The organism is Yersinia sp. 1652 StPb PI (genome assembly GCF_041538345.1).
Lineage (GTDB): Bacteria > Pseudomonadota > Gammaproteobacteria > Enterobacterales > Enterobacteriaceae > Yersinia > Yersinia enterocolitica_E.
On the sequence record NZ_JAULSM010000001.1, the window covers coordinates 239,773 to 262,994 of the forward strand.

Here is a 23,222-nt window from a genome sequence, read left to right on the forward strand (position 1 = left end):
ATGATTAAAAATAAAAACCAGCCCTCGGGCTGGTTTTTTTATGTCTATAATTTTGCTTCAGTTGGCGAGTTATAGGTGCTCAACAGCTTGTAACTCTGGCTGTAATCCGGCAACTATTTCAAATGAATATAGTCGTGCCTGATGGTCGAAAATCTGGCCATTCACCATCAATTCGTCAGCCTGGGTCTCCCGCAGTAATGACTGAAGCCCATGCCGCACTTTACTTTTATCACCAATAATAGATAGGCGTAGCGCCTGATCGACACCAAATTGTTCGGCGGGTGAGCAGATCTTATCCATGTTTTCTACTGGTGGCGGTAGTTGACCCGGCGTGCCGCGGCGCAAATTGACAAATTGCTGCTGCATGGAGGTAAACAGGAAATGGGCATCGCGCTCGCTATCTGCGGCCACCACGTTCACACAAACGATAGCATAGGGTTTTGGCCATTGAATGGACGGCTTGAAGTTTTCCCGATAGAGCTTGAGCGCCTGGAATAACATATCTGGTGCGAAATGTGAGGCGAAGGCGAACGGCAGGCCCATGGCCGCAGCCAATTGAGCGCTATACAGGCTGGAACCCAGTAGCCACAATGGAACGTGCAAACCCTGCCCAGGCACGGCTTGTACCGCTTGCCCCGGTTGTACTTCAGCAAAGTAGTTTTGCAGTTCGCCAACATCGGCGGGGAAGTTATCCACTTCACCGGACAGATGGCGGCGTAATGCCATCATGGTGCGTTGGTCACTGCCGGGCGCACGGCCAAGGCCGAGATCGATACGGTCTGGGTAGAGAGAGGCGAGGGTACCAAACTGTTCTGCAATCACCAGTGGTGAGTGGTTAGGTAGCATGACGCCGCCGGAGCCGACACGGATGCTCTTGGTACCTCCGGCAATATAGCCAATCAGTACTGAGGTCGCCGCGCTGGCAATACCTGTCATGTTATGATGCTCAGCGAGCCAATAGCGGTGATATCCCCACTTTTCAGCATGCTGAGCCAGATCCAGCGAAGCATGAAAAGCCTCTCGTGGTGTTTTGCCTTGCGCTATCGGCGATAAATCAAGCACTGAAAGCGGAACTGTCTTTTTGTCAGTCATAGAATCGTCCATCTTAACCTTATGTCGAGTCGCTTGAAGGGCGAACGCACTAATTTATTAATCCAAACAGGGGGCTAGCCGCATTAATACGCACATAAGAAGCCACATACAGTGCGCGACTATCACCTATAAAAGCATAATCTAAATCGTGGTTTGGCAAGGGGGAATAAATGCGGCGGCAAAAGGATGATTGAAGCGATGAAAAAGAGAACGCTATGGCCCCTACGATTCGTTGTGGTAGCTATATCGAGTGACTGGGTAAGCATGCCTGCGCATGGAGTGATACGGGCGTAGTGCTACGCCCGATGGGTTCTTATGACACCAATTCCAGCCCGGCGAGACGCCGCCAGTAGCCGTTACAGTCGGCTTTATCGGTCAAGATGAGTGGGCTCAATCCCTGCTCATTAGCCCGGAACTGCTCGATAACTGTCAGCGTATCCAGACCTTGCGGAGAGAGTCGCACGATATCCACTAATCCTTGCATGGAAATCAGTTCATTACCGAGGTTATAGCAGTAGCCACTTTGGGTTTGAATACCGTTTAGGATGAATACCTGTTGGTCTTCTTGTGATAATACCGGCCGCCCTTGTGGGTAGTTGATGCAGCAGGTTTCACACTCATCTTTGGCTCGGTCTTCTGAGCGCGCGGTGAAGCAACGGGCAGAATAAGCCAGCGGCAGGTGGCCGTAGCTCAATACTTCTACCTCAAACTGATTGCGGAACCCCAACTCTTCGCACTGTTGCAGCACATTAACCAGCCAGTCACGTGATAGCTCAACCGGCATACACCAACGCATCATGCCCTGACGGTGTAAAATTCGCAGAGTATAAGCGTTGTAGCAATTCAGGGCATGGCCGGCAACAAAGGGTAAGCCACGTTCAGCGGCCATATTCACCGCCCCCAGGTCATTGGCTTCCAGCAAAAACTCACCGTTTTCCACATAACGCTTTAATTCATTCAACTCTGACGGTGCTTGCAGCAGCGCCAGTGTGGAAATCACCACCTGTTTGCCACTGGCAGCCACTTCTTTAGCAAGTGCCAACCAGTCACCCACCTTCATTTCACGGCGTTTGGTACAGACATTCTCACCGAGATAAATAATGTCGGCGCTGCTGTTGGCCGCAGTCTGGTAAAAGGTTTCGATATCAGTTTTTGGCCAGTAATAGAGTACTGCGCCTAAGGCGTACTTCATGTTTCCTCCGGCTACTGCCACTTACGATGATAAGCACCCAATGTAGTTTGAGTACCTTCGGACATTGCGCCCAGTTGTTCCATCCATTCCGCTTTGGCGACAAACTGCGAAGGGTTGGCCTGATAGCGGTCAATCGCCTGTCGCCAGACCTTGGCAACCTGGCTGACATAAGCTGGACTGCGTTGGCGGCCTTCAATTTTCACTGACGCAATGTTGGCAGCAAACAGCTCCGGTAATAACTCAAGCGTATTCAAGCTGGTTGGCTCTTCCAACGCATGATAGCGCTGACCGTCTACCCGATAACGGCCTTTGCACAGGGTGGGATATCCGGCATTCTCATTATCTTCATAACGGTCGATCAGCACTTCATTAAGGCGAGACTCCATCCCCTGTGGGGTTTGCTGCCAGCGAACAAAGCGCGCTGGAGAGCAGGCTCCGACCGTATTGGGTGATTCACCGGTCAAATAGGAAGAAAGGTAGCAACGCCCTTCAGCCATAATGCATAAGCTGCCAAAGGCAAATACCTCCAGTGGCACCGGGCTGGTACGCGACAGTTGTTTCACCTGATGCATTGACAGTACGCGTGGTAAAACCACTCGCGCCACATCGAAATGACGTTGATAAAAGCGGATAGCTTCATCATTGGTGGCCGACGCCTGTACCGATACATGGCGCTCAACCTCCGGGTAACGTTCGGCGGCATATTCCAGCATGGCCAAATCAGCCAGGATCAGGGCATCCGCCCCAAGCTGTGCCGCCATATCCACCGCCCGCTGCCACCGGGAATAACCGTCAGGGTGGGCGAAGGTGTTAATGGCGATATGCAGTTTACGTTTGCGGCTATGAACGTAATTGACCGCTTCCTGCAACTTTTTATCGGTGAAATTGAGGCCAGCAAAATGGCGGGCGTTGGTATCATCTTTCAAGCCAATATAAACCGCGTCGGCACCATTATCGATGGCGGCCTTTAATGCGGGTAAGTTGCCGGCAGGACAAAGCAGCTCCATAGAGTTTTCCTGAATGAGTCAACGGCTCGCCTTGCTGAGGTTACCGCTGGCAATTATTGTTCCCCATCCGAAGATGATATTCGTGGCGATGAAAATTTTATCGAGTGGCGATTCTAGTTAACCTGCTCCCCCCAGACCTTGATTTAAGGCAGTTTCTTTGGCATTGGTGTCATTCTTCTGATATTTAGCAATACTTTCAGCGATAACTTGGTGCAAAATTTATCGATATAACGCGCTTTCCGGTTTTGCTAATGTGGCAAAATAGAACTTTATTTTATGCAGATTGATACCCAAAGTAATTGGAATTGCAGGTAGCCAACACCCCTGCGGCTTCAAGTACAAAGGGGATATCACCAAAAAGGAGTCTGCCTGTGTTGGGAGAACTACGAGCACGTCTGGTGCGTCAAGGGCCGGCGCTACTGCGGGGTCCGTTAAAATTGACCCCCTTTGCCTTAAAACGTCAGGTAATAGAGCAAGTGCTGGGGTGGCAACTTCGTCAGGCTCTGCTGGACGGAGAACTGGAATTTTTGGAATCCCGCTGGTTAAAAATTGAAGTGCGAGACCTCGCATTGCAATGGTTTATGACAGTAGAACACGGTAGGCTGGTCGTAAGCCAACAGGCTGAAGCTGATGTGAGCTTTAGCGGTGATGCCAACGATCTGATTTTGATCGCTGCCCGTAAAGAAGATCCGGATACGCTGTTTTTCCAGCGCCGGTTACGAATTGAAGGGGATACCGAATTGGGCCTGTATGTCAAAAATCTAATGGATGCCATTGAGTTGGAGTCCATGCCAACACTACTGCGTGTTGGCCTGCAACAACTGGCTGAATTTATCGAGGCAGGTCAGCAAGAGGGTGCGGTGAGTGCTTCCCGTACATTAGCATCGTGCTGATCCGGGTTGAAATTCCGGTGGATGCGCCGGGGATAGACGCCCTGTTGCGTCAAGTCTTCAAGCAAGATGCAGAGGCCGAGCTGGTACAGCAACTGCGTGAAGATGGCTTATTGACGTTGGGTATCGTGGCAACTGACGATGAAGGCGGTGTGGTTGGTTATGCAGCATTCAGCCCGGTTGAGGTGGGAGGTGAAGACCGTCAATGGGTCGCACTGGCACCACTGGCCGTGGCGGAGGGGTTGCGCCGCCAGGGTTTGGCTGAAAAACTGGTCTACGAAGGGCTAGACTCTCTGAATGAGTTTGGCTATGCCGCTGTCGTGGTGCTAGGCTCCCCAGCCTATTATCAGCGTTTCGGTTTTGTACCAGCGGCTCGTCATCAATTGACCTGCCGTTGGCCCGGTACTGAAGAGGCTTTTCAGGTTTATGCGTTGGCGGAAGATGCACTGGCGGGTGCTGATGGTGAAGTGGTGTTCTCTGCCCCGTTTAATCGCTTTTAACTCCAGGTAACGATAGCAACGAAGAAGGCTGGCTAATTACCAGCTTTTCTTTTTGCTGCTTATTGAGTTGCTTCACCCGATATTCTAACTTCAATGCTGTCGATCTATCCCCTGCCTCACACTGAAATACCAATGTTAACTCACCTTTTCCTCGCAGCGCTTTCGCGCCTTTCCCTACCTGATGTTGGGCCAATCGCCGTGTTACATCTGTGGTGATACCGGTATAGAGCATGCCGGTGGGGGTGCGCAGTAGATAGAGATACCATAGGCTGTCCGACATAATTTTATTCCAGTCCGGGGGGAGCGGTGCGGAACATTATTACCGGAATCGGCTGCGGTATCCTGATTTTTTTATCTACTGGCACCTGATTGGTTAAATATGCGGGGGAAGTGACCTTCCACCCGCAGGGTTATGGCTAGTTATTTGGTTTTTGCTGCAAACTCAAAGCGTGGTGAAACCAAACCGTACAGTGTCCAACCAAGGAAGGTAACAATCGCACCCCATGTCATGGCTTCTTGCCCTGAGCTGTAAAGCGCATAGAAGCTATACATCGCACCAATGAAGGCAATGATATTGGCTTTACGTGCTTTGGCTGGTGGCACATTGGCGGTTTTCTGGATAATGACCAGCGCCGCCATCGACAGAATATAAGGGATGATATTGGTGACTACCGCCAGATTGACCAGCACGTTGAACTGTTTGTTCAGTGACGGGCTAATGGTCATCAGGGACAGCACACTCTGGATGACAACAATGGTCAGCATCCCTTTGATGGGGGCATCGGCTTTACTGACTTTTGAGAAAATTTTCGGGAAGAAGCCTTCATCAGCAGAGGATTTGAATACCTGAGCGATGGTGAACTGCCAACCCAGTAATGAACCCACGCAGGACATGATCATCAATGCCATGATGATTTTACCGACCGCAGGGGTGAACATATAAGCGAACGCCAGGCCAAACGGCGCTGTAGAGTTAGCCAAATCCATATTTGGTACGATACCGGCAATCACGTTGGTTGAGATGATATAGATAACTGCTGCACCTAAAGTCCCACCGAGTACGGCGATCGGAACGTTACGTTCAGGGTTTTCGACAGCATCAGTATTGGCACAAGCAGATTCCAGACCAAGGAAGGCCCACAGCGTCATTGAGATTGAAGAGCCGATGGCTTCAAAAGTGGGAACTGCATGTGGGTTCCAGGCCGCCATATAGGCTGAACCACTAAACCAGAACCAACCAACGATTGAGATACCGACCACTGGGATAATAACCCCCCAGATAGTAACACTACTGATCTGCCCGGTAATGCGCGCGCCACCGAAGTTAGCAACTGTTGCCAGCCACAGCACGCCAATGGTTGCAATACAAATACCCAGTGGTGTTAGTGTCGCTCCCAACAATTCAGTGCCGTAACCTACCGCAGAGATTGCAATGGCGATATTGGCAATCAACAGTGAAGCACCATAGGTGTAGTTCGCCATAAAGTTGCCAGATTTGCCGAACGCATATTCAGCATAGCCGCCCATACCACCGGATTTACGGCTGAACATCCCACATTGGGCGAAGGCATAGGCCAGTGCCATTGAACCTACTGCGGTGACTAACCATGAGACGATAGAGATTGTCCCGACTTCGGCGAGTTTGGTTGGCAGCATAATTATTCCTGACCCCATCATATTGACGGCGGTTAGAATTGTTAGCTGTACTACTCCCATCTTATTATTTGTTTTACTCATTTTTATTATCTCTTTTTTAATTTCAGAGACTGCAGGAATAATTTATTCCCGCAGGTTTGAGTTATTGGTGTCGTCAAATCCCTTTTTATTTGAAATTACAGCCTTGTTGGCGATTATCATTACTCGGTCCATCCTACTTGGGCCACGCAAATAGAGTTGTCACCCGAATCACTTAATGTTAACCAGTGATTCGGGGTTATTTCGTTTGCCGCCAGGCTGTAACGCCAACTAAATTGGGTATAAATTTATTATTGTTAACTTATTGCTTCATCATATAACCGTATGCACGGTTCCAACCATCTTCGTCGACTTGTAAATAAACACCTTGTAACTCAGGCGCAAACCCTGGTAGTAAATTAATACTTTCTTCTAATGCCAGGAAATAACGCTGTGCAGCACCCCCCCAAACTTCACCAGGGACTACACACAATACTCCCGGTGGGTAAGGAAGCGCACCTTCAGCAGCAATTCGACCTTCGGCTTTACACAATGGTACTAATTCGGCATGACCACGGACGAATTCAATATTGGCATCCTGTGGATTCATCATAACTTTAGGGAAATACTGTTTGCGGAACATCTCTTTCTGTAGCTGTTTAACATCATAGCTGACATAAAGGTCATGCATTTCCTGACATAATTTGCCAATAGTATAACCTTTGTAACGTGTTTCATTATTACGATACACAGTAGGTAATACATCGCTTAACATTGCATCTTCTTCGATGAAACGTTCAAAACGGGCAATTTGTGCGACCAGGTGCTGCATTTTCGCCAAGTCTTCTGCTGGCGTTAATAAGAATAGGATCGAGTTGAGGTCACATTTTTCTGGCACGATACCATTTTCGCGCAGGAAGTTAGCCAGAATGGTTGCTGGGATCCCTGATGCTGTATATTCACCAGTATTAGTATCAATACCCGGAGTGGTTAATAATAGTTTGCATGGGTCAACAAAATATTGTGACTCTTCATAACCTTCAAATGCATGCCATTTTTCGCCAGGAATAAAGTTAAAGAAGCGTAAGTCTTGTGCCATGGTATCGGTGTCATATTGCTGCCACAGTTTGCCATCAACTTCTACCGGTACAAAAGGCTTAATCATATTACAGGTATTCAAGATCATTTTACGTGCTTCAATACCGGTCTTAACACAATCAAGCCACATGCGTTGACCACTTTTGCCTTCATGCATTTTTGCGTTAACATCTAAAGCAGCAAACAATGGATAGAATGGGCTGGTGGAGGCGTGTAGCATAAAGGCGTTATTAAAGCGTTTATGATTGCAGTAACGATCCTGACCTTTAATATGTTTATCTTTTTTATGGATCTGCGACGTTTGTGAGAAACCGGCTTGTTGTTTATGTACTGATTGAGTAACGATAATGCCCGGATCATTTTCATTCAGTTCAAGTAATAATGGTGAACAATCTTTCATCATTGGAATGAATTGTTCGTAACCTACCCAAGCAGAATCGAACAGAATATAGTCGCAAAGGTGGCCAATTTTATCCACAACCTGGCGAGCGTTATAGATGGTGCCGTCATAAGTACCCAGTTGGATGATAGCCAGACGGAATGGGCGCGCTTCGTTAGCACGATCAGGTGCTACGCTACGGATTTGTTCACGCAGGTATTTTTCTTCAAAACAGTGGGCATCAATACCACCAATAAAGCCAAATGGGTTACGGGCAGTTTCCAGATATACCGGTGTTGCACCGGCCTGAATCAGCGCACCATGATGGTTGGATTTATGGTTATTACGGTCAAACAGCACCAGGTCACCACGTGCTAACAGCGCATTGGTAGCGACTTTATTAGAAGCAGAAGTGCCGTTCAGTACGAAATAAGTTTTATCGGCGTTAAATACTTTTGCTGCATGTTTTTGAGCATCACAAGGTGCGCCTTCATGAATAAGCAAATCACCTAATTTTACGTCGGCATTACACATATCAGAGCGGAAAATAGTTTCGCCGTAGAAGTCAAAAAATTGGCGGCCCGCTGGGTGTTTACGGAAGAATTGACCACCCTGATGACCAGGGCAAGCAAAGGTAGAATTACCCATCTCCACGTATTTCTTTAATGTACTAAAGAACGGTGGCAACAGCTCTTTTTCATATTTTTCTGCGGCTGATTCCAGTTGTTTACCATAAAAATCAGTATTGTCGCCACACAGTTCAAATACCCCATTTAAAGAGGGTAATACATCGGTATTCAACTCTTCTTCACAGCAGACAGCGGCAAAAATTGGAATCTCTAAACCCAACTCATGAATGCTATCAATTACACCATTATTAATGTCCTGAACTGAAAGCACCACGGCTGCAATATCAGTAAAATCGGTATGTAAAACATCTACGACTTCGCGCTGTGATTCAAAGCAAGGTATTGCCGATAAACTTGCCGCGATATTTAATTTTTTCATCATAAATTCTCTTTTATTTTAAGAGGCTATTTTACTTGTCACTTTGAGGTTGAGCAGTGCTCGAAATCCTCACGTAGCCATGATTTATAAGGTCATGGTGTACGCTCCGGTTTCTGTGCGCTGGTCGTACTAAAATTGCCTGTGACAATTACGCCTACATTATTTGTTGGTTTATTTAAGTTAATTGCCATTAAATTTTTTGTATAGCAGTCCGTATCAATGAAATAACATTCATTAATAGTCTTGGCTGCTTTCTGCGTAACACCGTGACTGAATTTCAGACGCAGTGATCCTCTGGTCATTTAGCATTAATGACAAAGGTGACAGTAAATTTTACAGGATAGCTATGTTTCTGCTGAAAGATGAATAACACAGGCTGAGTATCGATTGGTTAATAAAAAACCACAATCAGATAGACGTATAAATATAATCGAGTGTTAGTCTCTTCGGAGAAAGCAGACAATAGTTAACTCAACGTAAAGGTCGTAAACACTTTTCGCATTTGTTAAATATTGTGCATAGACAATGACTATCCAATAAAAGTGGATGTCATCGCAGGGAGGATGTTATCTATAGTGATAATAAGAAAAGTTAAAATAACTACGATGTGCCGGCATCATTAAATGCGTTGTTCGCCTTATATGCGCCATTTTTTTGTTGTTATTTTCCATTTACGTAAGGTCTCTATTTTTTAATCAAGGTTTACGAGCAATGAACTGATGGTGGCTATTTTAGTCATAACACTTATTCATTCTGTGACTCAAGTCATGTTTTCTACCGATTTTAAAAGGTGACATGACTAAAAAATGAATAATTTATCGATTTTATTCATTTTAAACGTTGTTTATTCAAAACTGTACTGTATGTTATGCAAAACAGTAAGGTTATATTTAACACGACGGATACATTGGCAGGCTTATTATTATCCAATATTAGTAATGAGAGCGGGTTCTTAATAGTTTTTGTATTTTATTTGTTAATCCATAATTATTTGTTACATCCAAATTTATACGTAAATTTTGCATATAAATTCATATGTGCCTTATGCGGTAAATGTTAGCTAAATCACGTTATTAGGTTGTTTCTCGGCTAAGACCCTATTATCAGGAAGGATATGCTGGCAATGATCCCCTGCTCAGAGATAAGTATGGGGAAGGAGGGGCAATGGCTTTTCAGTGTGAGTAAGCTCAACTGAATAGCCGCAGAGCTGCTTGTTGCGGGGGACTTGATGTACACTCAGGACTATTTCTAAGCCAGAGGGTGTTGTGAATTATGAGTGACGTGAATAACCCTGAGGATCTGCTTGGTATTAACCGCTTTCTGCGCCAGCAACATGTACTGACGCTGTGTGCGGGCAGTGGTATCGATATGTGGTGTGCCAACTGTTTTTACGTATTTGACGAAACACAGATGGCACTTTTTATCATGACAGAAAAGCACACCCGACATGGTGAACTGATGCAGATAAACCCACAGGTTGTCGGCACCATAGCCACCCAGCCGCGTACAGTAGCCTTGATTAAAGGTATTCAATACCGCGCAGAGATAAGCGAATTAACGGGAGATGCGGAACACCGCGCCCGCCAGCGCTACTGCCGCCGTTTTCCGGTGGCTAAAGTGGTATCCGCCCCACTCTGGCAGCTCAATCTGCTGGAAATCAAGATGACCAATAATACCCTTGGTTTTGGCAAAAAACTGTATTGGCAGCAAGACTCTTCACTATAAATTCCCTGTTTTAATGATAACTGCTATTTCTCGATGCTATGTCATATATCCGTCATACTTCAAGCTGCATGTGTGTTGGCTGCCTTTGTTCACCCCAGTCACTTACTTATGTAAACTCTTGAGGATTCGCTCAGTTGCCGCCTTCATGCAACTCGAATTATATAGGGTATAGTGTTTCTGGTATGTATTATTCATAACGATTGATTTCAATAATTGTTTCTGCACTTTTTCGCGGCATTAGCATCAATACCAGAAGGCAGGAGGTCAGATGGCGAAGGTATTATTACTGGGCGCAAGTGGCCTGGTGGGGGGCGAATTACTGCGCCTGTTACGTTTGGATGCCAGAGTGACATCCATCATTGCACCTAGCCGTAATCCCTTGCCAGCCATGAATAAACTGATTAATCCGCAGGGTGAAAATATCGGTGAGTTGCTGAAAACCTTGGATCAACCGGTGGATTTGGTCTTTTGCTGTTTGGGGACCACTCGTAAGCAAGCTGGCAGCCAGGCGGCATTTCGTTTGGTGGATTATCGCTTGGTATTGGCCGCTGGTGAAACCGGCTTGCGGCTGGGCGCACGGCATTTTCTATTGGTAAGCGCGATGGGGGCTAATGCCAACTCATGGGTGTTTTATAACCGCACCAAAGGTGAGGCCGAGCGTGACTTACAGGCTCAGGGCTGGCCACAACTTACTTTTGCCCGGCCCTCAATGCTGGCGGGTCAGCGCGACAAGCCCCGCTTGATGGAGAGCCTAAGTGCACCTCTGTTTGCCTTATTGCCGGATAAGTGGCGCTTGATTAAAGGCAAAGATGTGGCTCAGGCGATGCTGGATCAGGCTTTTGCGCCGCCGAAAGAGGGCGTGACAATCTTAACCTCCGCTCAGATGCAGCAGCGTTGATCATAATAGGGTAATCGTCTGATTATCATGGGCGATTGCCACCTCTGCCGGTAATGGGTGGTCAAGCAACCATCGATCAAGTTGGTGGCTGGCGTGGGTCAGCAACGTCTGTTGTGGCATTAGCAAATCCTTAATGGCTAACGCGATGGTTACATCATTATGATTGCGTGGCGGCGGCGTCTGCGGCGGATGGCTGCAATCCAGCACCAGCAGATCGATATTTTTGCTGGTCAGAAATAGCGCACTATCAGCGGGTAGCCCGACGGTATCGGTTAAATAGGCGATGGTCCGGCTGGGGCTTTGCAATAAATAGCCGAAGGTTATTTTGGAATGGGTTAGCGGCACCGGTGTGACCCGTAAGTCACCAAAATGGATGGTCTGGAATGCGGCCATCGGCGGCTGAAAATGCAGAATTCCAGGATGTTTGAACAGATCGTCACAGCCGTCTGGATCCGGCGGTCCGTAGATCGGGATCGAATTTCCGCATCCCCAACGTAACGGAAATAACCCCTGAACATGATCCATGTGGTAATGTGTAAGCAAAAAACGCTGAATTTCCCCCGCAGTAAACTGCTGATCCAGTGTCGGTAATCCGGCATCAATCAAGGTAGTTTCCCCTTGATATCGCAACATGGCACTGCAAGGTTTGCGGCCCAATGCGGGCTGCACTCTGGCTTTAGCACAAATCACGCAGTCACAACCAAATACCGGCACCTGCTGGGCGCATCCGGTGCCTAACAGTGTCAGTTCCATTTTTTATCCCCCATTTCTTTACCAGCTAGGGGAGCTACCAGTAATTGTTGTAACTGCCCCAGTGTGTGGTGCAACTCACCATCATTAGACAGTTGTAAACAGTTAACCGGTAGCTGTTGCTGATAGTGCTGCGCCCGTTGTAATCGTGCATTGATCTGTTCACTGTTCTCTCGGCCACGTTGTTGCAATCGTTGCGCCAAAATAACCGGAGAAACCGTCAGACAGAGCGGCAAAAGTTGGTCGGGATAGCGCTGTTGTGCCTCTGGCAGATAAGCTCTGGAGCCATTAACCACCACATCCAGCCCGTTTTGTAGCCAGATATCAATCTCAATACCTATCCCATAGCGATACTGATGTGCTTGCCAGTACAACGCGAATAATCCTTGGGCCGCCCGCAGTAAAAACTCCTGTTCACTCAGCGCAACATGGTTTTCCGCCCCGGCATTGGCCTGGCGGGTGATATAACGATGTGCCACGATAATATTTGCCGGATTGGCTGCCCGCAGAGCCGACAGTAGGCAATCTTTTCCGGCCCCCGATGCCCCCATCAGATAGATTAAGCGCCCCATCAGAACACCTGTATTCCCTGACGCCAGACGTTTTGCACGTACACATGTTTACTTTGCGCACTGTCATGAGCGCGTGCCAGTATCAAATCAGCTCGTTTACCTTCGGCAATAACACCGCGATCCTTTAGTCCCAAGGCGTTGGCAGGATTACGTGTTACCAAATTAACCGCTTGCGGTAAGGTGAAGCTATTGGTTGCATCGTGTGCGATACGAAAGGCCGCATCCAGCAAGCTGGCCGGGTAATAGTCAGACGATAAGATATCCAGTACTCCAATAGCGGCCAGTTGGTGTGCTGCAACATTGCCTGAATGGGAGCCGCCACGGACGATATTTGGCGCGCCCATCAATACTTGTAAACCATGCTGATGTGACGCTCTGGCTGCCACCTCCGTGGTTGGAAATTCAGCAATCACACTGCCCAGTGCTTGTGATTGTGCCACATGTTCCGCCGTGGCATCATCGTGGCTGGCGAGGGCAATGCCCCGCTGAGAGCAGTGATCGGCGATCGCTGTTCGATTCGGCGCGGACCAGCGCGCTGACAGTGTGATTTGCTCTTCCTCAAACTCTGCCATTTGTTGATCATTAAGATGGTATTTGCCCTGATAATACTCACGATATTTTGCCCGGGAGGCGAATTGACGCTGGCCTGGTGAGTGATCCATCAGCGATACCAATGACAGTTCAGGCTGCATCATCAGTTCTTCAAACAGCGGCAGAGTACTTTCATGAGGTAATTCACAACGTAAATGAATCCGGTGTTCTGCCCGGTTCAGTCCCGCCCGCTGACTATCTACCACCGCATTAATCATTTTTTGCAGATTATCCAGACGATGCCCGCCATCGCGTACATCGCCAATCGCCACTGCGTCCAACACGGTGGTGATCCCACTGGCAACCATCAGCGCATCATGGCTGCTCATCGCCGAATGAGCAGGCCAATCAACGTTGGGGCGTGGGGTAAAAAACTTGTCCAGATTATCGGTATGCAGCTCGATCAATCCCGGCAACAGCCAGCCATTTTGTCCATCTATGGCGGCAGAGAGTTGGGTTGGGCGATCACTGTAATTGTGGATAACCCCGTTTTTGATTTCGAGTGATCCGTTGACCACCTGATCTTCAAGAATAAGGTTGATGTTATTGAGGATCATGCGGGTATCTCCGGACTGGCATCGGCGGGAAAGGGCGTCATGACCAGTAAGCGATCACTGACATGGTTACGTACGGCCTCATCGTGGAAAATTCCAATGATGGCGGCCCCTCGCTGTTTAGCTTCATCAATCAGGCTAACAACTGCCGCGCTATTGGTGCTGTCGAGCGAGGCCGTTGGCTCATCAAGCAGCAATATGGGGTAATCTTTGATAAAACCACGGGCGATATTGACCCGCTGCTGCTCGCCGCCGGAAAAGGTCGAGGGGGCCAGATCCCATAACCGTGGTGGAACATTAAGGCGAGTCAGGAGATCCTGCGCGCGTTGTTGGCATATATGGCGTTCAACGCCAAGCTCCAGTAGCGGTTGCATCACCACATTTAATGCACTGATCCGTGGGATCACCCGCAAGAATTGGCTGACCCAACCCACGGTATGACGGCGTACCGCCATAATTTGTCGCGCTGGGGCTGCCACAATGTCGAGCCATTCCCCCTGATGCTTGACCCAGATATGACCGCTGTCTGGCAGATAGTTGGCATATAAAGAGCGTAGCAGAGTAGATTTACCGCTGCCGGAATGGCCGTGTAATACCACACATTCACCGCTACTCACTTCCAGTGAGGTTTGATGCAATACCGGCAAGCGAATACCATGCTGGTGGTGTAGTACGAAGGTTTTACTGAGATTTTCAACTCTCAGTTGTGGGTGATTGATAGGCGGTTGCTGGTGATTCATAGTGAGTTCTCGTTAATCTATTCACGGGTTAACAGACAAAACAGTCAGTTTTGTAGCACCGATGAAACCAATAGTTGGGTGTAGGGATGATGGGGATCGTCTAGCACTCGATCGGTCAGGCCGCTTTCGATAACCTGACCCTCCTTCATCACCAGCAACCGGTGTGCCAATAGCCGGGCCACACCGAGATCATGAGTGACAATCACCACTGCCAGTTGCATTTCCACCACCAGATTGCGCAGTAAATCCAGTAGTCGCGCTTGTACTGATACATCCAGGCCGCCCGTCGGTTCGTCCATAAATACCAGCTTGGGATGGGTCACCAGATTGCGGGCAATTTGTAGGCGTTGTTGCATGCCGCCGGAGAAGGTAGTGGGTAAGTCATCCAGGCGTGATAGTGGGATCTCGACATCCTCCAGCCAGCGCCCTGCTTGTTGACGGATGTCGCCGTAATGGCGCTGGCCAATAGCCATCAGACGCTCGCCGATATTGCCACCGGCGGAAACCTGTGGGCGCAAACCATCCAGTGGATGCTGATGAACCACCCCCCATTCGGTGCGCAGTAAACGGCGGCGCTGACTTTCAGCCATCTGATATAAATCAACCGGTTGCTGGGCACCAGAGTGGTAAATAACCTGCCCATGCTGTGGCGGCAACCGGGCAGAAATCGATTTTAATAAGGTGGTTTTGCCAGAGCCGGATTCACCGACAATTCCCAATACTTCACCGGGATAGAGCTGGAAAGAGACGTTGCTAAACCCCTTACCTGGCGCATACAAATGTGTGAGATTCTCCACTGATAGCAGTGGGTGAGCGGCTGCGGATGATGAAATAACCTGTTCGGAAATCATTGAATATTTACCTCTTGTGCCACCCGTTGCTGCTGGCAAAAATCAGTATCAGAACAGACAAACATTCGGCTGCCCTGATCGTCCATCACCACTTCATCAAGATAGCTGTGGCGCGAGCCGCACAAGGCACAAGGTTCATCCCATTGCTGCACGGTAAATGGGTGATCGTCGAAATCCAGACTTTCCACCTTGGTAAAGGGAGGCAGGGCATATAACCGCTTCTCGCGACCGGCCCCGAACAGTTGTAGCGCGGGCATCATGTGCATTTTGGGGTTATCAAATTTTGGGATCGGCGAAGGGTCCATCACGTAGCGATCGTTCACTTTGACCGGATAGGCGTAGGTGGTGGCGATATGGCCGTAGCGGGCGATATCTTCATACAGTTTTACCTGCATCACGCCGTATTCTTCCAGCGCATGCATTTTGCGCGTTTCGGTTTCGCGTGGTTCGATAAAGCGCAGTGGCTCTGGGATCGGTACTTGATAGATAAGGATCTGATCTTCGCTCAGAGGTGTTTCAGGAATGCGATGCCGGGTTTGGATCAAGCTGGCATCGACCGTGCTTTCGGTGGTCGCCACCCCGCTGACGCGCTGAAAAAAGCGGCGGATAGAGACAGCATTGGTGGTGTCATCTGCCCCTTGGTCGATCACTTTTAACACATCTTTGCGGCCAATCAGGCTGGCGGTCAGTTGAATGCCACCGGTGCCCCAACCATAAGGCATCGGCATTTCCCGCCCGCCGAACGGCACTTGATAACCGGGGATCGCCACTGCTTTTAGCAGCGCGCGGCGTAAAGTCCGTTTGGTTTGCTCATCCAGGTATCCCAGATTATAACCGGTGAGAACCTCAGTCATGGCGTGGTTCCTGTTCTTGAGAGGATGGCTGTTGCGAGGCGAGTAAGTGCTCACGACGCAGGCGTTTTAGCAATTCCAGTTCCGCTTGAAATCTACGTAGTGCGGCAGTTTAAGATGAGAAACAAACCCCGCGGCTTCGACATTATCGGCATGGGAGAGCACGAATTCTTCATCCTGCGCCGGGCTGGTGACCTTTTCGTCATATTCGCGGCTTTGTAAGGCTCGATCCATCAGCGCCATCGACATCGCTTTGCGCTCACCACGGCCAAACACCAGACCATAACCACGTGTAAAGTGCGGAGGTTCTGATTCCGGGTTGACAAAGCCATTCACCATCTCGCATTCGGTCAGTAAGATTTCGCCGATATCAATAGCAAATCCCAGTTCTTCCGGCTGAATTGAAACGGTCAGGTGACCGGTGCGGATCTCGGCGGCAAAGGGATGGGTGCGGCCATAACCGCGTTGCGTGGAATAGCTCAGCGCCAGCAGAAAACCTTCGTCACCACGGACCAATTGTTGCAGCCGGGCCGAGCGATTGCAGGGATAAACGGGGGGATTGCGGGTGATATCTTCCGGCTGAGTACCGTCATCTTGCTCTGTCAGGGCAAGCTGCTCTTGAACTAATAAATCAAACACATGGGCACAGTTATTGCGCAATAAATCATCGGATAATGTTTCGCCACCGTGGCGGGCTTGCGGTGCATCGCCTGCGGCCAGCAGGGTAAAATCCAGCAGCCGGTGGGTGTAATCATAGGTTGGACCGAGCACTTGCCCGCCGGGCAAGTCTTTGTAAATGGCTGAAATACGACGCTCTAGCCGCATATGCTCGCTTGCTAGCGGTTGACTGACAGCCAAACGGGGTAAGGTTGTGCGGTAAGCGCGTAGTAGGAAAATGGCTTCCACCAAGTCACCACTGGCTTGTTTAATTGCCAGTGCGGCCAGCTCGCGATCATAGATGCCCCCTTCGGTCATCACCCGATCAACCGCCAGACCGAGTTGTTGCTCAATTTGCTCGCAATCGACTGCCGGGATCTGGCTGTCGCCACGCCGTTGCTGTTCCAGCAATTGATGGGCTGCTGCAATCGCTTTTTCGCCCCCTTTGACTGCAACGTACATCAGCACACCTCCACATGGGTGGTTCGTGGGATTGCCATCAGGTTCTCGCCACAGGTAAACAGAAAATCGATGCCAGCCGGAAATGCAGCAGGGCGGTTAAGCAGATAATTCAAGACGGTGGCGGGCAGGTGTGGTGCAACGGTGCGGCTGTGTTCAATACCTGGCCCGCGTAACCGTAATGGCATGCCGTGATGTAGGCTGTCGGTCTGAATCACCACCGTAGTGGATTGTTCCGGTGACAGTTCATTACCTGCCGGGCAGGTGGCGAGTTGCTCCGCTGTTATCTCATTATTAAATAATGAAAAAGAGGATTTATCACTGCATGTCATCAGGGGCGCACCGGTATGAAAACGCACATTGTGTTGCACGCTGTCACTATTAAGTGCCGCGTCGAGATAGAGCGGCGTCTCTTGGTCGGCCAGCGTGAGCAGAACACTGGTGGTTGCTGGGTTCAGTGGTTGCCAGCCGGTAGCATGGGGCAGTGTTACCAGCACTCCCGGTTCACTCAACGCTTTGAGAATACGACGAAAAGTGTGCTGCGCATCATCTACCGGATGCTCAAAATGAGTTAATAAGTTCATCAGTCCTCTCCCCGCACCAAGGTGAAGAAATCAACCTTACTGGCGGTGATAGCATCAGCGCGTAATTGCCGCCGTTCTTGTTGTATTGCGGCCAGTGGGTGAATCACGGTTTTCAGCAATAATTCATTCAACCCGGCGGGTTTACCCTTGACGGTGGAGAGTTGTAACAAGGCATCCAGCACGGCACACAGCTCGGCATGAGGCTTATTACGCCCGGCAATGTAGCTGTAACCATAAACATCCGTGCTGTCGTTAAGCTTGATAACGGCACGCGTTATAGTCATATCACCAAGGATAAAACGGCGACCAGTAGCCCCCATCCGTGCCTGTAATTGGTTTAAACCTATCTCTGGGGCGCGGATCACCTGATATTCCGGTGATAAATTCAAGGCTTGCCAGTGAGCGAGCAACTCTGCTGGCTGGCAGTGGGCTAACACCGACATCCAGTTTTGCCGAGTGGTATGGCGAGTTTCCATTCAGTGCTCCATCGTCAATTCAATCATGTCGGCCCGCGTCAGGCTGACGGAGTATTCCGCCACCTGCTGGCTATCAACACAGATATTTAAGGTCCGCACACAGAGCAGCGGCGCATGAGTCGCAATCTCGAGTAAGCGGCTCTCTTTTGCCTGAGCACGACGTGCGCTGATGCGGGTTTGGCTACGACTCAGTGGTTGTTGTAAATGCTGGGTGATGAATTGATGCAATGAACCGGAGTTGAATTGTTGTAAAGCAGGCCACCAGCGTAGGTCTGGCAGGTAGTGATCGATAACACAGACTGGCACGCCATTAACCCGCCGCAGAGTACGTAAATGGATCACTGTGGTGCCTTCTGCCAGTGAGAGCGCTTTGGCTACATGCTCTATACACGGGCGCAAGACTGCGAGTAAGCGCTCACTGGTGGGGTCGCTACCTTGATCCAGTAAGTTCTGGCTAAAGCGAGCATTAGCATGCAGTGGATAGTCATACGGGCGCATTAATACCAGCGTGCCGATACCCTGGCGGCGTTGTAGCCAGCCACGCTCAACCAGTTCATCCACTGCCCGGCGCAAGGTATGGCGGTTAACTTGATAGCGATCAGCCAGTTGTTGTTCAGAAGGCAGGTAATCGCCACAACGATAGACACCACGCAATTCCTGTTCTAATTGGGCCGCAATTTGTTGATAGCGGGTGGGGTAGCTGGTCGGTGGTCTAGATAAGTGCATGGCAGATATACCCTCTCAGTGCTATCCCCCTCATGGCCGTTTCTAGCCGCAGCGAAGTAACAGCAGTAGCAAAACGGACGAGCAGAGGGCGGATAGTCATAGTGATAACCGGTAAGTGATCTCACCGCTATGCTGGCTGTTTTTGATGACAGTAGGGTTAAGCTGAGATGGCGGAACGATGAAGTTTTTGCGCTTATCGGTGCGGGTTTTATTCAGAAAATAGAGATTTTTATAAGAAAAAGTTTTATCGCATTATCAAAATGATACATATCCAGCCGATAAATTTTCATTTCAAACAAAAAATAAACATTGTCTTAACTTGAGTGAAACATAAGTGTCTCTTATAGTTATTTCACGCCGCTGTGGCGTTCTCTCTGGGGGGTTATGCTATGAGCCCTAATAATATCAGCCGTCTGAGCACAATCAGTTTGGTAATATTGCTTGCCAGCTCACTTGCGGCATGTAGTGGAAGTGGTGGTGGTTCTCACAATACTGCGAAGAATAATTCGGGTCAGGCCGCCGGTGGAACCGGTTCTGGTAGTGATGGCAGTGGTGGCACTGGCACTGGCGGCGGCACTGGCGGCGGAACGGGCGGAGGAACAGATAACGGTGGTGGGACAACCGCGAATAATTCCGCGGTCGGGAATGTGGTTAGTGGTGTCGGTACCGCCGTAGATGGTGTCGGCAATACGGTCAGTGATGTTGTCAGCCAAACACCTGTCGGCAACTTGCCAATCGTCGGTGGTGGTTTGGTCACCGTGGTCGACAGTGCAGGTAATGCAGTCAGTGAGGTTGGGACCGGATTACAGAATGGCGTCGGCCAATTAGGAAATAATCCTAATGCTTTAGGCACGACAGCAGCCAGTGTACCGAAAGCCGTCGCTGATGTCGGTACTGGTGTTTCAGGATTGGGAGGCACGGTCTCAGGTATCGCTGCTAATACACCATTGGGCGGTGTTACCAGTACGGCAGGTGGGCTGGTGGATAAGACCGGCGGTGCGGTAACGTCCATTGGTAATGGGCTGGCGCAAGACCTGCAAACCGGTACCACCAGTAAGTTGACGACCGCAGCGACTGGCATAGTGACGCCGGTGGTGGGTCAGGTACAAGACATTACGCAAACCGTAGGTGGAACAACGGGGATTGGCGCGCCGGTTAATAACTTATTGACCGCGGTCGGCGGCACCGTTGCGGCGACGGGGACACAAGTGGGTACGAGTGTGCCAACCTTAGCGGGCGTGGGCCAGGTATTACAAGGCACCGGGCAGGCAGTTGAGAAGGCCGGTGGTCTGGTCACTCCTCCTGCGTCAACTGGTGGTTCGAATGGCTTATTGGCGGGCGTTACCACGACCTTGACTCCCAGCACCGGTGGCAGTAATAGCGGGTTGCTGGCAGGTGTGACTAACACCGTTGGTGGCATTACCGGTGGGTTGACTGCGGGCGTCTCCGCTAACGCAAATGCCAGTGCGGGGGGAGGCTTGGGCGGAATATTAAAACCAAAAACCAATTAAAAATATAATGAGATTTGCTCTCCCTTACTCTCTGGGGAGAGCCTCGCTATCTGACGATAATAAAAATAGGCTATTAAAATTATAATTTAATGTGCGCATAAGGAAATATTCTATGAATAATAGAGTGTGGCTGTTATTGTTATTTGGTACTGGTGGGATATGGCAATATAGTGCATGGGCCAATACGGTTCCCATGTTGATTGATCAGAATAACCCGTCCAGAATATCACGTGACATTACTAAACCCCAAACCACACGAACAGCGCCACCTGCTATTTCAGTGCCTGCTCCCAACGCTAAGTTAACACTTGAAACCTTAATTGATGTGCAGCATATTCAATTTATTGGTGGTACGCGTTATGATCTTAAGTTACTTCGTGAGCCGTTCAACGGTTATATTGGTAAAAAAGTACCGTTAAAGAATTTATTGGTGGCAACCCAATCTATTACTACATTATATCAGCAAGACGGTTATATTCTCTCTTATGCTTATTTACCCTCAGATAACTTTATTAATGGCACGGTAAAAATAGGCTTGGTTGAGGGTTACATTGCCAATACGCGGATTCAAAGTGAAAATGTTGCGATAGGCCGCTGGCTAACCAAGCTATCACAGCGCATCATGGCAGAGAAGCCACTGACGCAGGACACCTTTGAACGCTACAATATTTTGATGAGCCGGACCCCGGATACCAAAGTCATTGCCACGGCTAAAAACCCGGATAATATTTATGGCGCGACACTACTGGACGTTAAAGCCAGACATCCACGTAACTGGAATGTTAGTACTGCGCTGGATAGCCGCAAAGGAGTATACAGTGGTGTACTTAATGCAACCTTAAGTGGATTTACACCCTATGCCGAACAATTTGGTGTGGCGACGTTATTACCGCTCGACAGTAAAAATCGCGACCAATATCTTGGTTTAAACTATCAGCAATATCTAGGGAGCAATGGATTATTACTACAAACCCGTGGCAGCTATTATAAGCAGGTGCCCAAAGACTATACCGATGTACTGACATTGTATCCGCAGGATATTACCTTATCAACGCGTTCCGAGCAGACGCAATATACCGGTGGTGTGGTATTGAGTTATCCATTGCAATTAACGCGCAAGCGGCAATGGACCCTGAGTGGTGGCGTAGATTATCTGGAGAAAAGTTACAATCTAAAAACTCGCGCCCGATTTAATACTGTTAATAATTATTTGCTGGATTTAGAAGAGCAGAATCAGCGAATGCGTTATCCGGCGGCTGAATTAGCACTGGCGGGTTATCAGGAATATACCCAATCTTATTGGAGCACCCGCGCCAGTGTGCGCAAGGGGATCAATGGTGCTCTGGCATCCAGTTCGGTACCGTGGGGCGACTTGGGCTTTACCCGCTGGAAACTCACCGGTGACGGGGCATATCTGATGGATGAGAAATGGCGCTTGAGTGCCTCGGCAGAAGGGGATTGGTCGGACAATGATTTACCCGAGGCCGAGCATGTCACATTTGGCGGACTGCGCTTCGGCCGTGGTTATCCAGACAGTGACGCAACCGGGGATTATGGTTATGGCGGGCAGGTAGAAATGCGCTATCTGCATAACCGGGAACAGGGCAACTGGTTGAAGACGGTTCAACCTTATGTGGTTTTGGATACAGCCCACACGTGGTACAACTCTGCCATTTTCCCCGCGAAGAAGCTGGCTTCATATGCCGTTGGGGTGACCTTTGGTGACAACAAACACTATTCACTGTCATTGGAAGGGGCGAGGCCGATTGGCGACCTCCCCAGTGATAGCACACGCCGTGATTGGCGGTTTAATGCTACTTTGACCTATAATTTTGCCAATTAACGCAGGTGATGGATAACCTGATTACCGCTGCCACGCCAGATAAGCGAAGGATCTTTTAGATCTTGTACGAATTTGCCGTCAACCAACACGTTGATCAGATCAACCACTTGCTGTTGTTCGTCGCTCAGTTCAGCCAGGGTGTAGCCCGTCCAGACCCAAATATCTTTGCTATCGCACTCATTACGCACTCGCTTAACCAGTTGCAGTATCGCAGACAGGTTTTGCGGGTGCAGCGGATCACCGCCGGAGAGGGATAACCCCTGCCGATGGATGCGGGCGTCATTGAGATCAGCCACTATCTGATCCTCTAGTTCACGAGTAAATGGCTTACCCGAATTCAGTCGCCAGGTACTTTTGTTATAACAACCCACACACTGGTGCACGCAGCCAGAGACGAACAGCGTGCAACGGGTGCCGGGGCCGTTGATGACATCGACCGGGTAGTATTGATGATAGTTAATAATTACTTGTCCAATATGTTCCCCTTCGTACTTGAAGCTGCAGGGGGGGCGCTGCGTTCACAAACCCGAATCACTTGACTGCGTAAGTTCATCGGGATTAATGAGCCTCATCCTTGAGGCTCACCCTACGGGC

23 protein-coding genes and 1 pseudogene are annotated in these 23,222 nt (G+C 49.3%); 6 read left to right on the plus strand and 18 right to left on the minus strand.

The genetic code is table 11. The features are described from left to right. Nucleotides 1–69: 69 nt before the first annotated feature. The 3 genes from Q2T71_RS01200 to Q2T71_RS01210 all read right to left on the minus strand — a co-directional run bounded on the left by Q2T71_RS01200 (nucleotide 70) and on the right by Q2T71_RS01210 (nucleotide 3,291). Nucleotides 70–1,092, minus strand: a complete 1,023-nt coding sequence (locus Q2T71_RS01200) for a luciferase-like monooxygenase (RefSeq protein WP_372557849.1) — start codon at nucleotides 1,090–1,092, stop codon at nucleotides 70–72. A 313-nt stretch (nucleotides 1,093–1,405) separates the two neighbouring features. Then, on the minus strand, nucleotides 1,406–2,284 hold the full coding sequence (locus tag Q2T71_RS01205; RefSeq protein WP_372557850.1) for a U32 family peptidase: 879 nt from the start codon (nucleotides 2,282–2,284) through the stop codon (nucleotides 1,406–1,408). A gap of 11 nt (nucleotides 2,285–2,295) precedes the next feature. Further along, nucleotides 2,296–3,291 carry a peptidase U32 family protein gene (locus tag Q2T71_RS01210; protein WP_083160887.1) on the minus strand — a complete coding sequence of 332 codons (996 nt, stop codon included), beginning with the start codon at nucleotides 3,289–3,291 and terminating at the stop codon, nucleotides 2,296–2,298. Nucleotides 3,292–3,662: 371 nt separating this feature from the next. Here Q2T71_RS01210 and Q2T71_RS01215 point away from each other — a divergent pair, with 371 nt between their 5' ends. Both Q2T71_RS01215 and Q2T71_RS01220 read left to right on the plus strand, forming a co-directional pair. Beyond that, nucleotides 3,663–4,184, plus strand: a complete 522-nt coding sequence (locus Q2T71_RS01215) for an SCP2 domain-containing protein (RefSeq protein ID WP_372557851.1) — start codon at nucleotides 3,663–3,665, stop codon at nucleotides 4,182–4,184. Next, a complete protein-coding gene (locus Q2T71_RS01220) occupies nucleotides 4,178–4,681 on the plus strand; it encodes a GNAT family N-acetyltransferase (RefSeq protein ID WP_372557852.1) in 504 nt (167 codons plus the stop codon). Before Q2T71_RS01215 ends, Q2T71_RS01220 begins: the two co-directional genes overlap by 7 nt. On the opposite strand, the gene Q2T71_RS01225 is transcribed toward Q2T71_RS01220, so the two are convergent. From Q2T71_RS01225 to speFL, 4 genes are all read right to left on the minus strand, one after another. Continuing rightward, a complete protein-coding gene (locus tag Q2T71_RS01225; protein ID WP_083160882.1) occupies nucleotides 4,668–4,961 on the minus strand; it encodes a GIY-YIG nuclease family protein in 294 nt (97 codons plus the stop codon). The genes Q2T71_RS01220 and Q2T71_RS01225 overlap by 14 nt on opposite strands. Nucleotides 4,962–5,101: 140 nt before the next feature. Further along, on the minus strand, nucleotides 5,102–6,418 hold the full coding sequence (gene potE, locus Q2T71_RS01230) for a putrescine-ornithine antiporter (RefSeq protein ID WP_050085596.1): 1,317 nt from the start codon (nucleotides 6,416–6,418) through the stop codon (nucleotides 5,102–5,104). A gap of 259 nt (nucleotides 6,419–6,677) precedes the next feature. Further along, entirely contained in the window at nucleotides 6,678–8,840 is a 2,163-nt protein-coding gene (gene speF, locus Q2T71_RS01235; RefSeq protein ID WP_372559809.1) for an ornithine decarboxylase SpeF, read from the minus strand. A gap of 566 nt (nucleotides 8,841–9,406) precedes the next feature. Continuing rightward, on the minus strand, nucleotides 9,407–9,511 hold the full coding sequence (gene speFL, locus Q2T71_RS01240) for a leader peptide SpeFL (protein ID WP_105877053.1): 105 nt from the start codon (nucleotides 9,509–9,511) through the stop codon (nucleotides 9,407–9,409). 601 nt (nucleotides 9,512–10,112) lie between these two features. Between speFL and Q2T71_RS01245 the strand changes: the two genes are divergently transcribed. Both Q2T71_RS01245 and Q2T71_RS01250 read left to right on the plus strand, forming a co-directional pair. Beyond that, the gene (locus Q2T71_RS01245; protein ID WP_193784741.1) at nucleotides 10,113–10,565 is read left to right on the plus strand and encodes a YhbP family protein; all 453 of its coding nucleotides are present in this window, start codon (nucleotides 10,113–10,115) and stop codon (nucleotides 10,563–10,565) included. A gap of 268 nt (nucleotides 10,566–10,833) precedes the next feature. After that, a complete protein-coding gene (locus Q2T71_RS01250; RefSeq protein ID WP_372557853.1) occupies nucleotides 10,834–11,463 on the plus strand; it encodes a hypothetical protein in 630 nt (209 codons plus the stop codon). Here the strand turns inward: Q2T71_RS01250 and phnP are convergent, their stop codons facing one another. From phnP to phnF, 10 genes and pseudogenes are all read right to left on the minus strand, one after another. Further along, entirely contained in the window at nucleotides 11,464–12,216 is a 753-nt protein-coding gene (gene phnP / locus Q2T71_RS01255; protein ID WP_372557854.1) for a phosphonate metabolism protein PhnP, read from the minus strand. It lies immediately after the preceding gene. Next, nucleotides 12,207–12,785: a ribose 1,5-bisphosphokinase gene (gene phnN, locus Q2T71_RS01260; RefSeq protein ID WP_372557855.1), complete on the minus strand. Its 579-nt coding sequence runs from the start codon at nucleotides 12,783–12,785 to the stop codon at nucleotides 12,207–12,209. Before phnN ends, phnP begins: the two co-directional genes overlap by 10 nt. Then, nucleotides 12,785–13,933: an alpha-D-ribose 1-methylphosphonate 5-triphosphate diphosphatase gene (gene phnM, locus Q2T71_RS01265; RefSeq protein WP_372557856.1), complete on the minus strand. Its 1,149-nt coding sequence runs from the start codon at nucleotides 13,931–13,933 to the stop codon at nucleotides 12,785–12,787. Before phnM ends, phnN begins: the two co-directional genes overlap by 1 nt. Next, a complete protein-coding gene (phnL, locus tag Q2T71_RS01270; protein WP_372559810.1) occupies nucleotides 13,930–14,649 on the minus strand; it encodes a phosphonate C-P lyase system protein PhnL in 720 nt (239 codons plus the stop codon). Before phnL ends, phnM begins: the two co-directional genes overlap by 4 nt. 65 nt (nucleotides 14,650–14,714) lie before the next feature. Beyond that, the gene (gene phnK, locus Q2T71_RS01275; RefSeq protein ID WP_372557857.1) at nucleotides 14,715–15,521 is read right to left on the minus strand and encodes a phosphonate C-P lyase system protein PhnK; all 807 of its coding nucleotides are present in this window, start codon (nucleotides 15,519–15,521) and stop codon (nucleotides 14,715–14,717) included. Further along, nucleotides 15,518–16,375 carry an alpha-D-ribose 1-methylphosphonate 5-phosphate C-P-lyase PhnJ gene (locus Q2T71_RS01280; protein WP_372557858.1) on the minus strand — a complete coding sequence of 286 codons (858 nt, stop codon included), beginning with the start codon at nucleotides 16,373–16,375 and terminating at the stop codon, nucleotides 15,518–15,520. The genes phnK and Q2T71_RS01280 overlap by 4 nt, the downstream gene beginning before the upstream one ends. After that, nucleotides 16,368–17,491 (minus strand): annotated as a pseudogene (locus tag Q2T71_RS01285) (carbon-phosphorus lyase complex subunit PhnI). Before Q2T71_RS01285 ends, Q2T71_RS01280 begins: the two are co-directional and overlap by 8 nt. Further along, nucleotides 17,491–18,072: a phosphonate C-P lyase system protein PhnH gene (gene phnH / locus Q2T71_RS01290; RefSeq protein WP_372557859.1), complete on the minus strand. Its 582-nt coding sequence runs from the start codon at nucleotides 18,070–18,072 to the stop codon at nucleotides 17,491–17,493. The pseudogene Q2T71_RS01285 and the gene phnH overlap by 1 nt, the downstream one beginning before the upstream one ends. Next, nucleotides 18,072–18,548, minus strand: coding sequence for a phosphonate C-P lyase system protein PhnG (gene phnG, locus Q2T71_RS01295; protein ID WP_372557860.1), 477 nt, complete (start codon nucleotides 18,546–18,548; stop codon nucleotides 18,072–18,074). The genes phnH and phnG overlap by 1 nt, the downstream gene beginning before the upstream one ends. After that, nucleotides 18,549–19,274, minus strand: coding sequence for a phosphonate metabolism transcriptional regulator PhnF (gene phnF, locus Q2T71_RS01300; RefSeq protein ID WP_372557861.1), 726 nt, complete (start codon nucleotides 19,272–19,274; stop codon nucleotides 18,549–18,551). A 389-nt stretch (nucleotides 19,275–19,663) separates the two neighbouring features. Between phnF and Q2T71_RS01305 the strand changes: the two genes are divergently transcribed. Then, nucleotides 19,664–20,785 carry a collagen-like triple helix repeat-containing protein gene (locus tag Q2T71_RS01305; RefSeq protein ID WP_372557862.1) on the plus strand — a complete coding sequence of 374 codons (1,122 nt, stop codon included), beginning with the start codon at nucleotides 19,664–19,666 and terminating at the stop codon, nucleotides 20,783–20,785. A gap of 112 nt (nucleotides 20,786–20,897) precedes the next feature. Further along, nucleotides 20,898–22,628 carry a ShlB/FhaC/HecB family hemolysin secretion/activation protein gene (locus Q2T71_RS01310; RefSeq protein ID WP_372557863.1) on the plus strand — a complete coding sequence of 577 codons (1,731 nt, stop codon included), beginning with the start codon at nucleotides 20,898–20,900 and terminating at the stop codon, nucleotides 22,626–22,628. Here the strand turns inward: Q2T71_RS01310 and nrdG are convergent. Then, nucleotides 22,625–23,089, minus strand: coding sequence for an anaerobic ribonucleoside-triphosphate reductase-activating protein (gene nrdG / locus Q2T71_RS01315; RefSeq protein ID WP_372559811.1), 465 nt, complete (start codon nucleotides 23,087–23,089; stop codon nucleotides 22,625–22,627). The two genes, Q2T71_RS01310 and nrdG, sit on opposite strands and share 4 nt — an antisense overlap. Nucleotides 23,090–23,222: the final 133 nt, after the last annotated feature.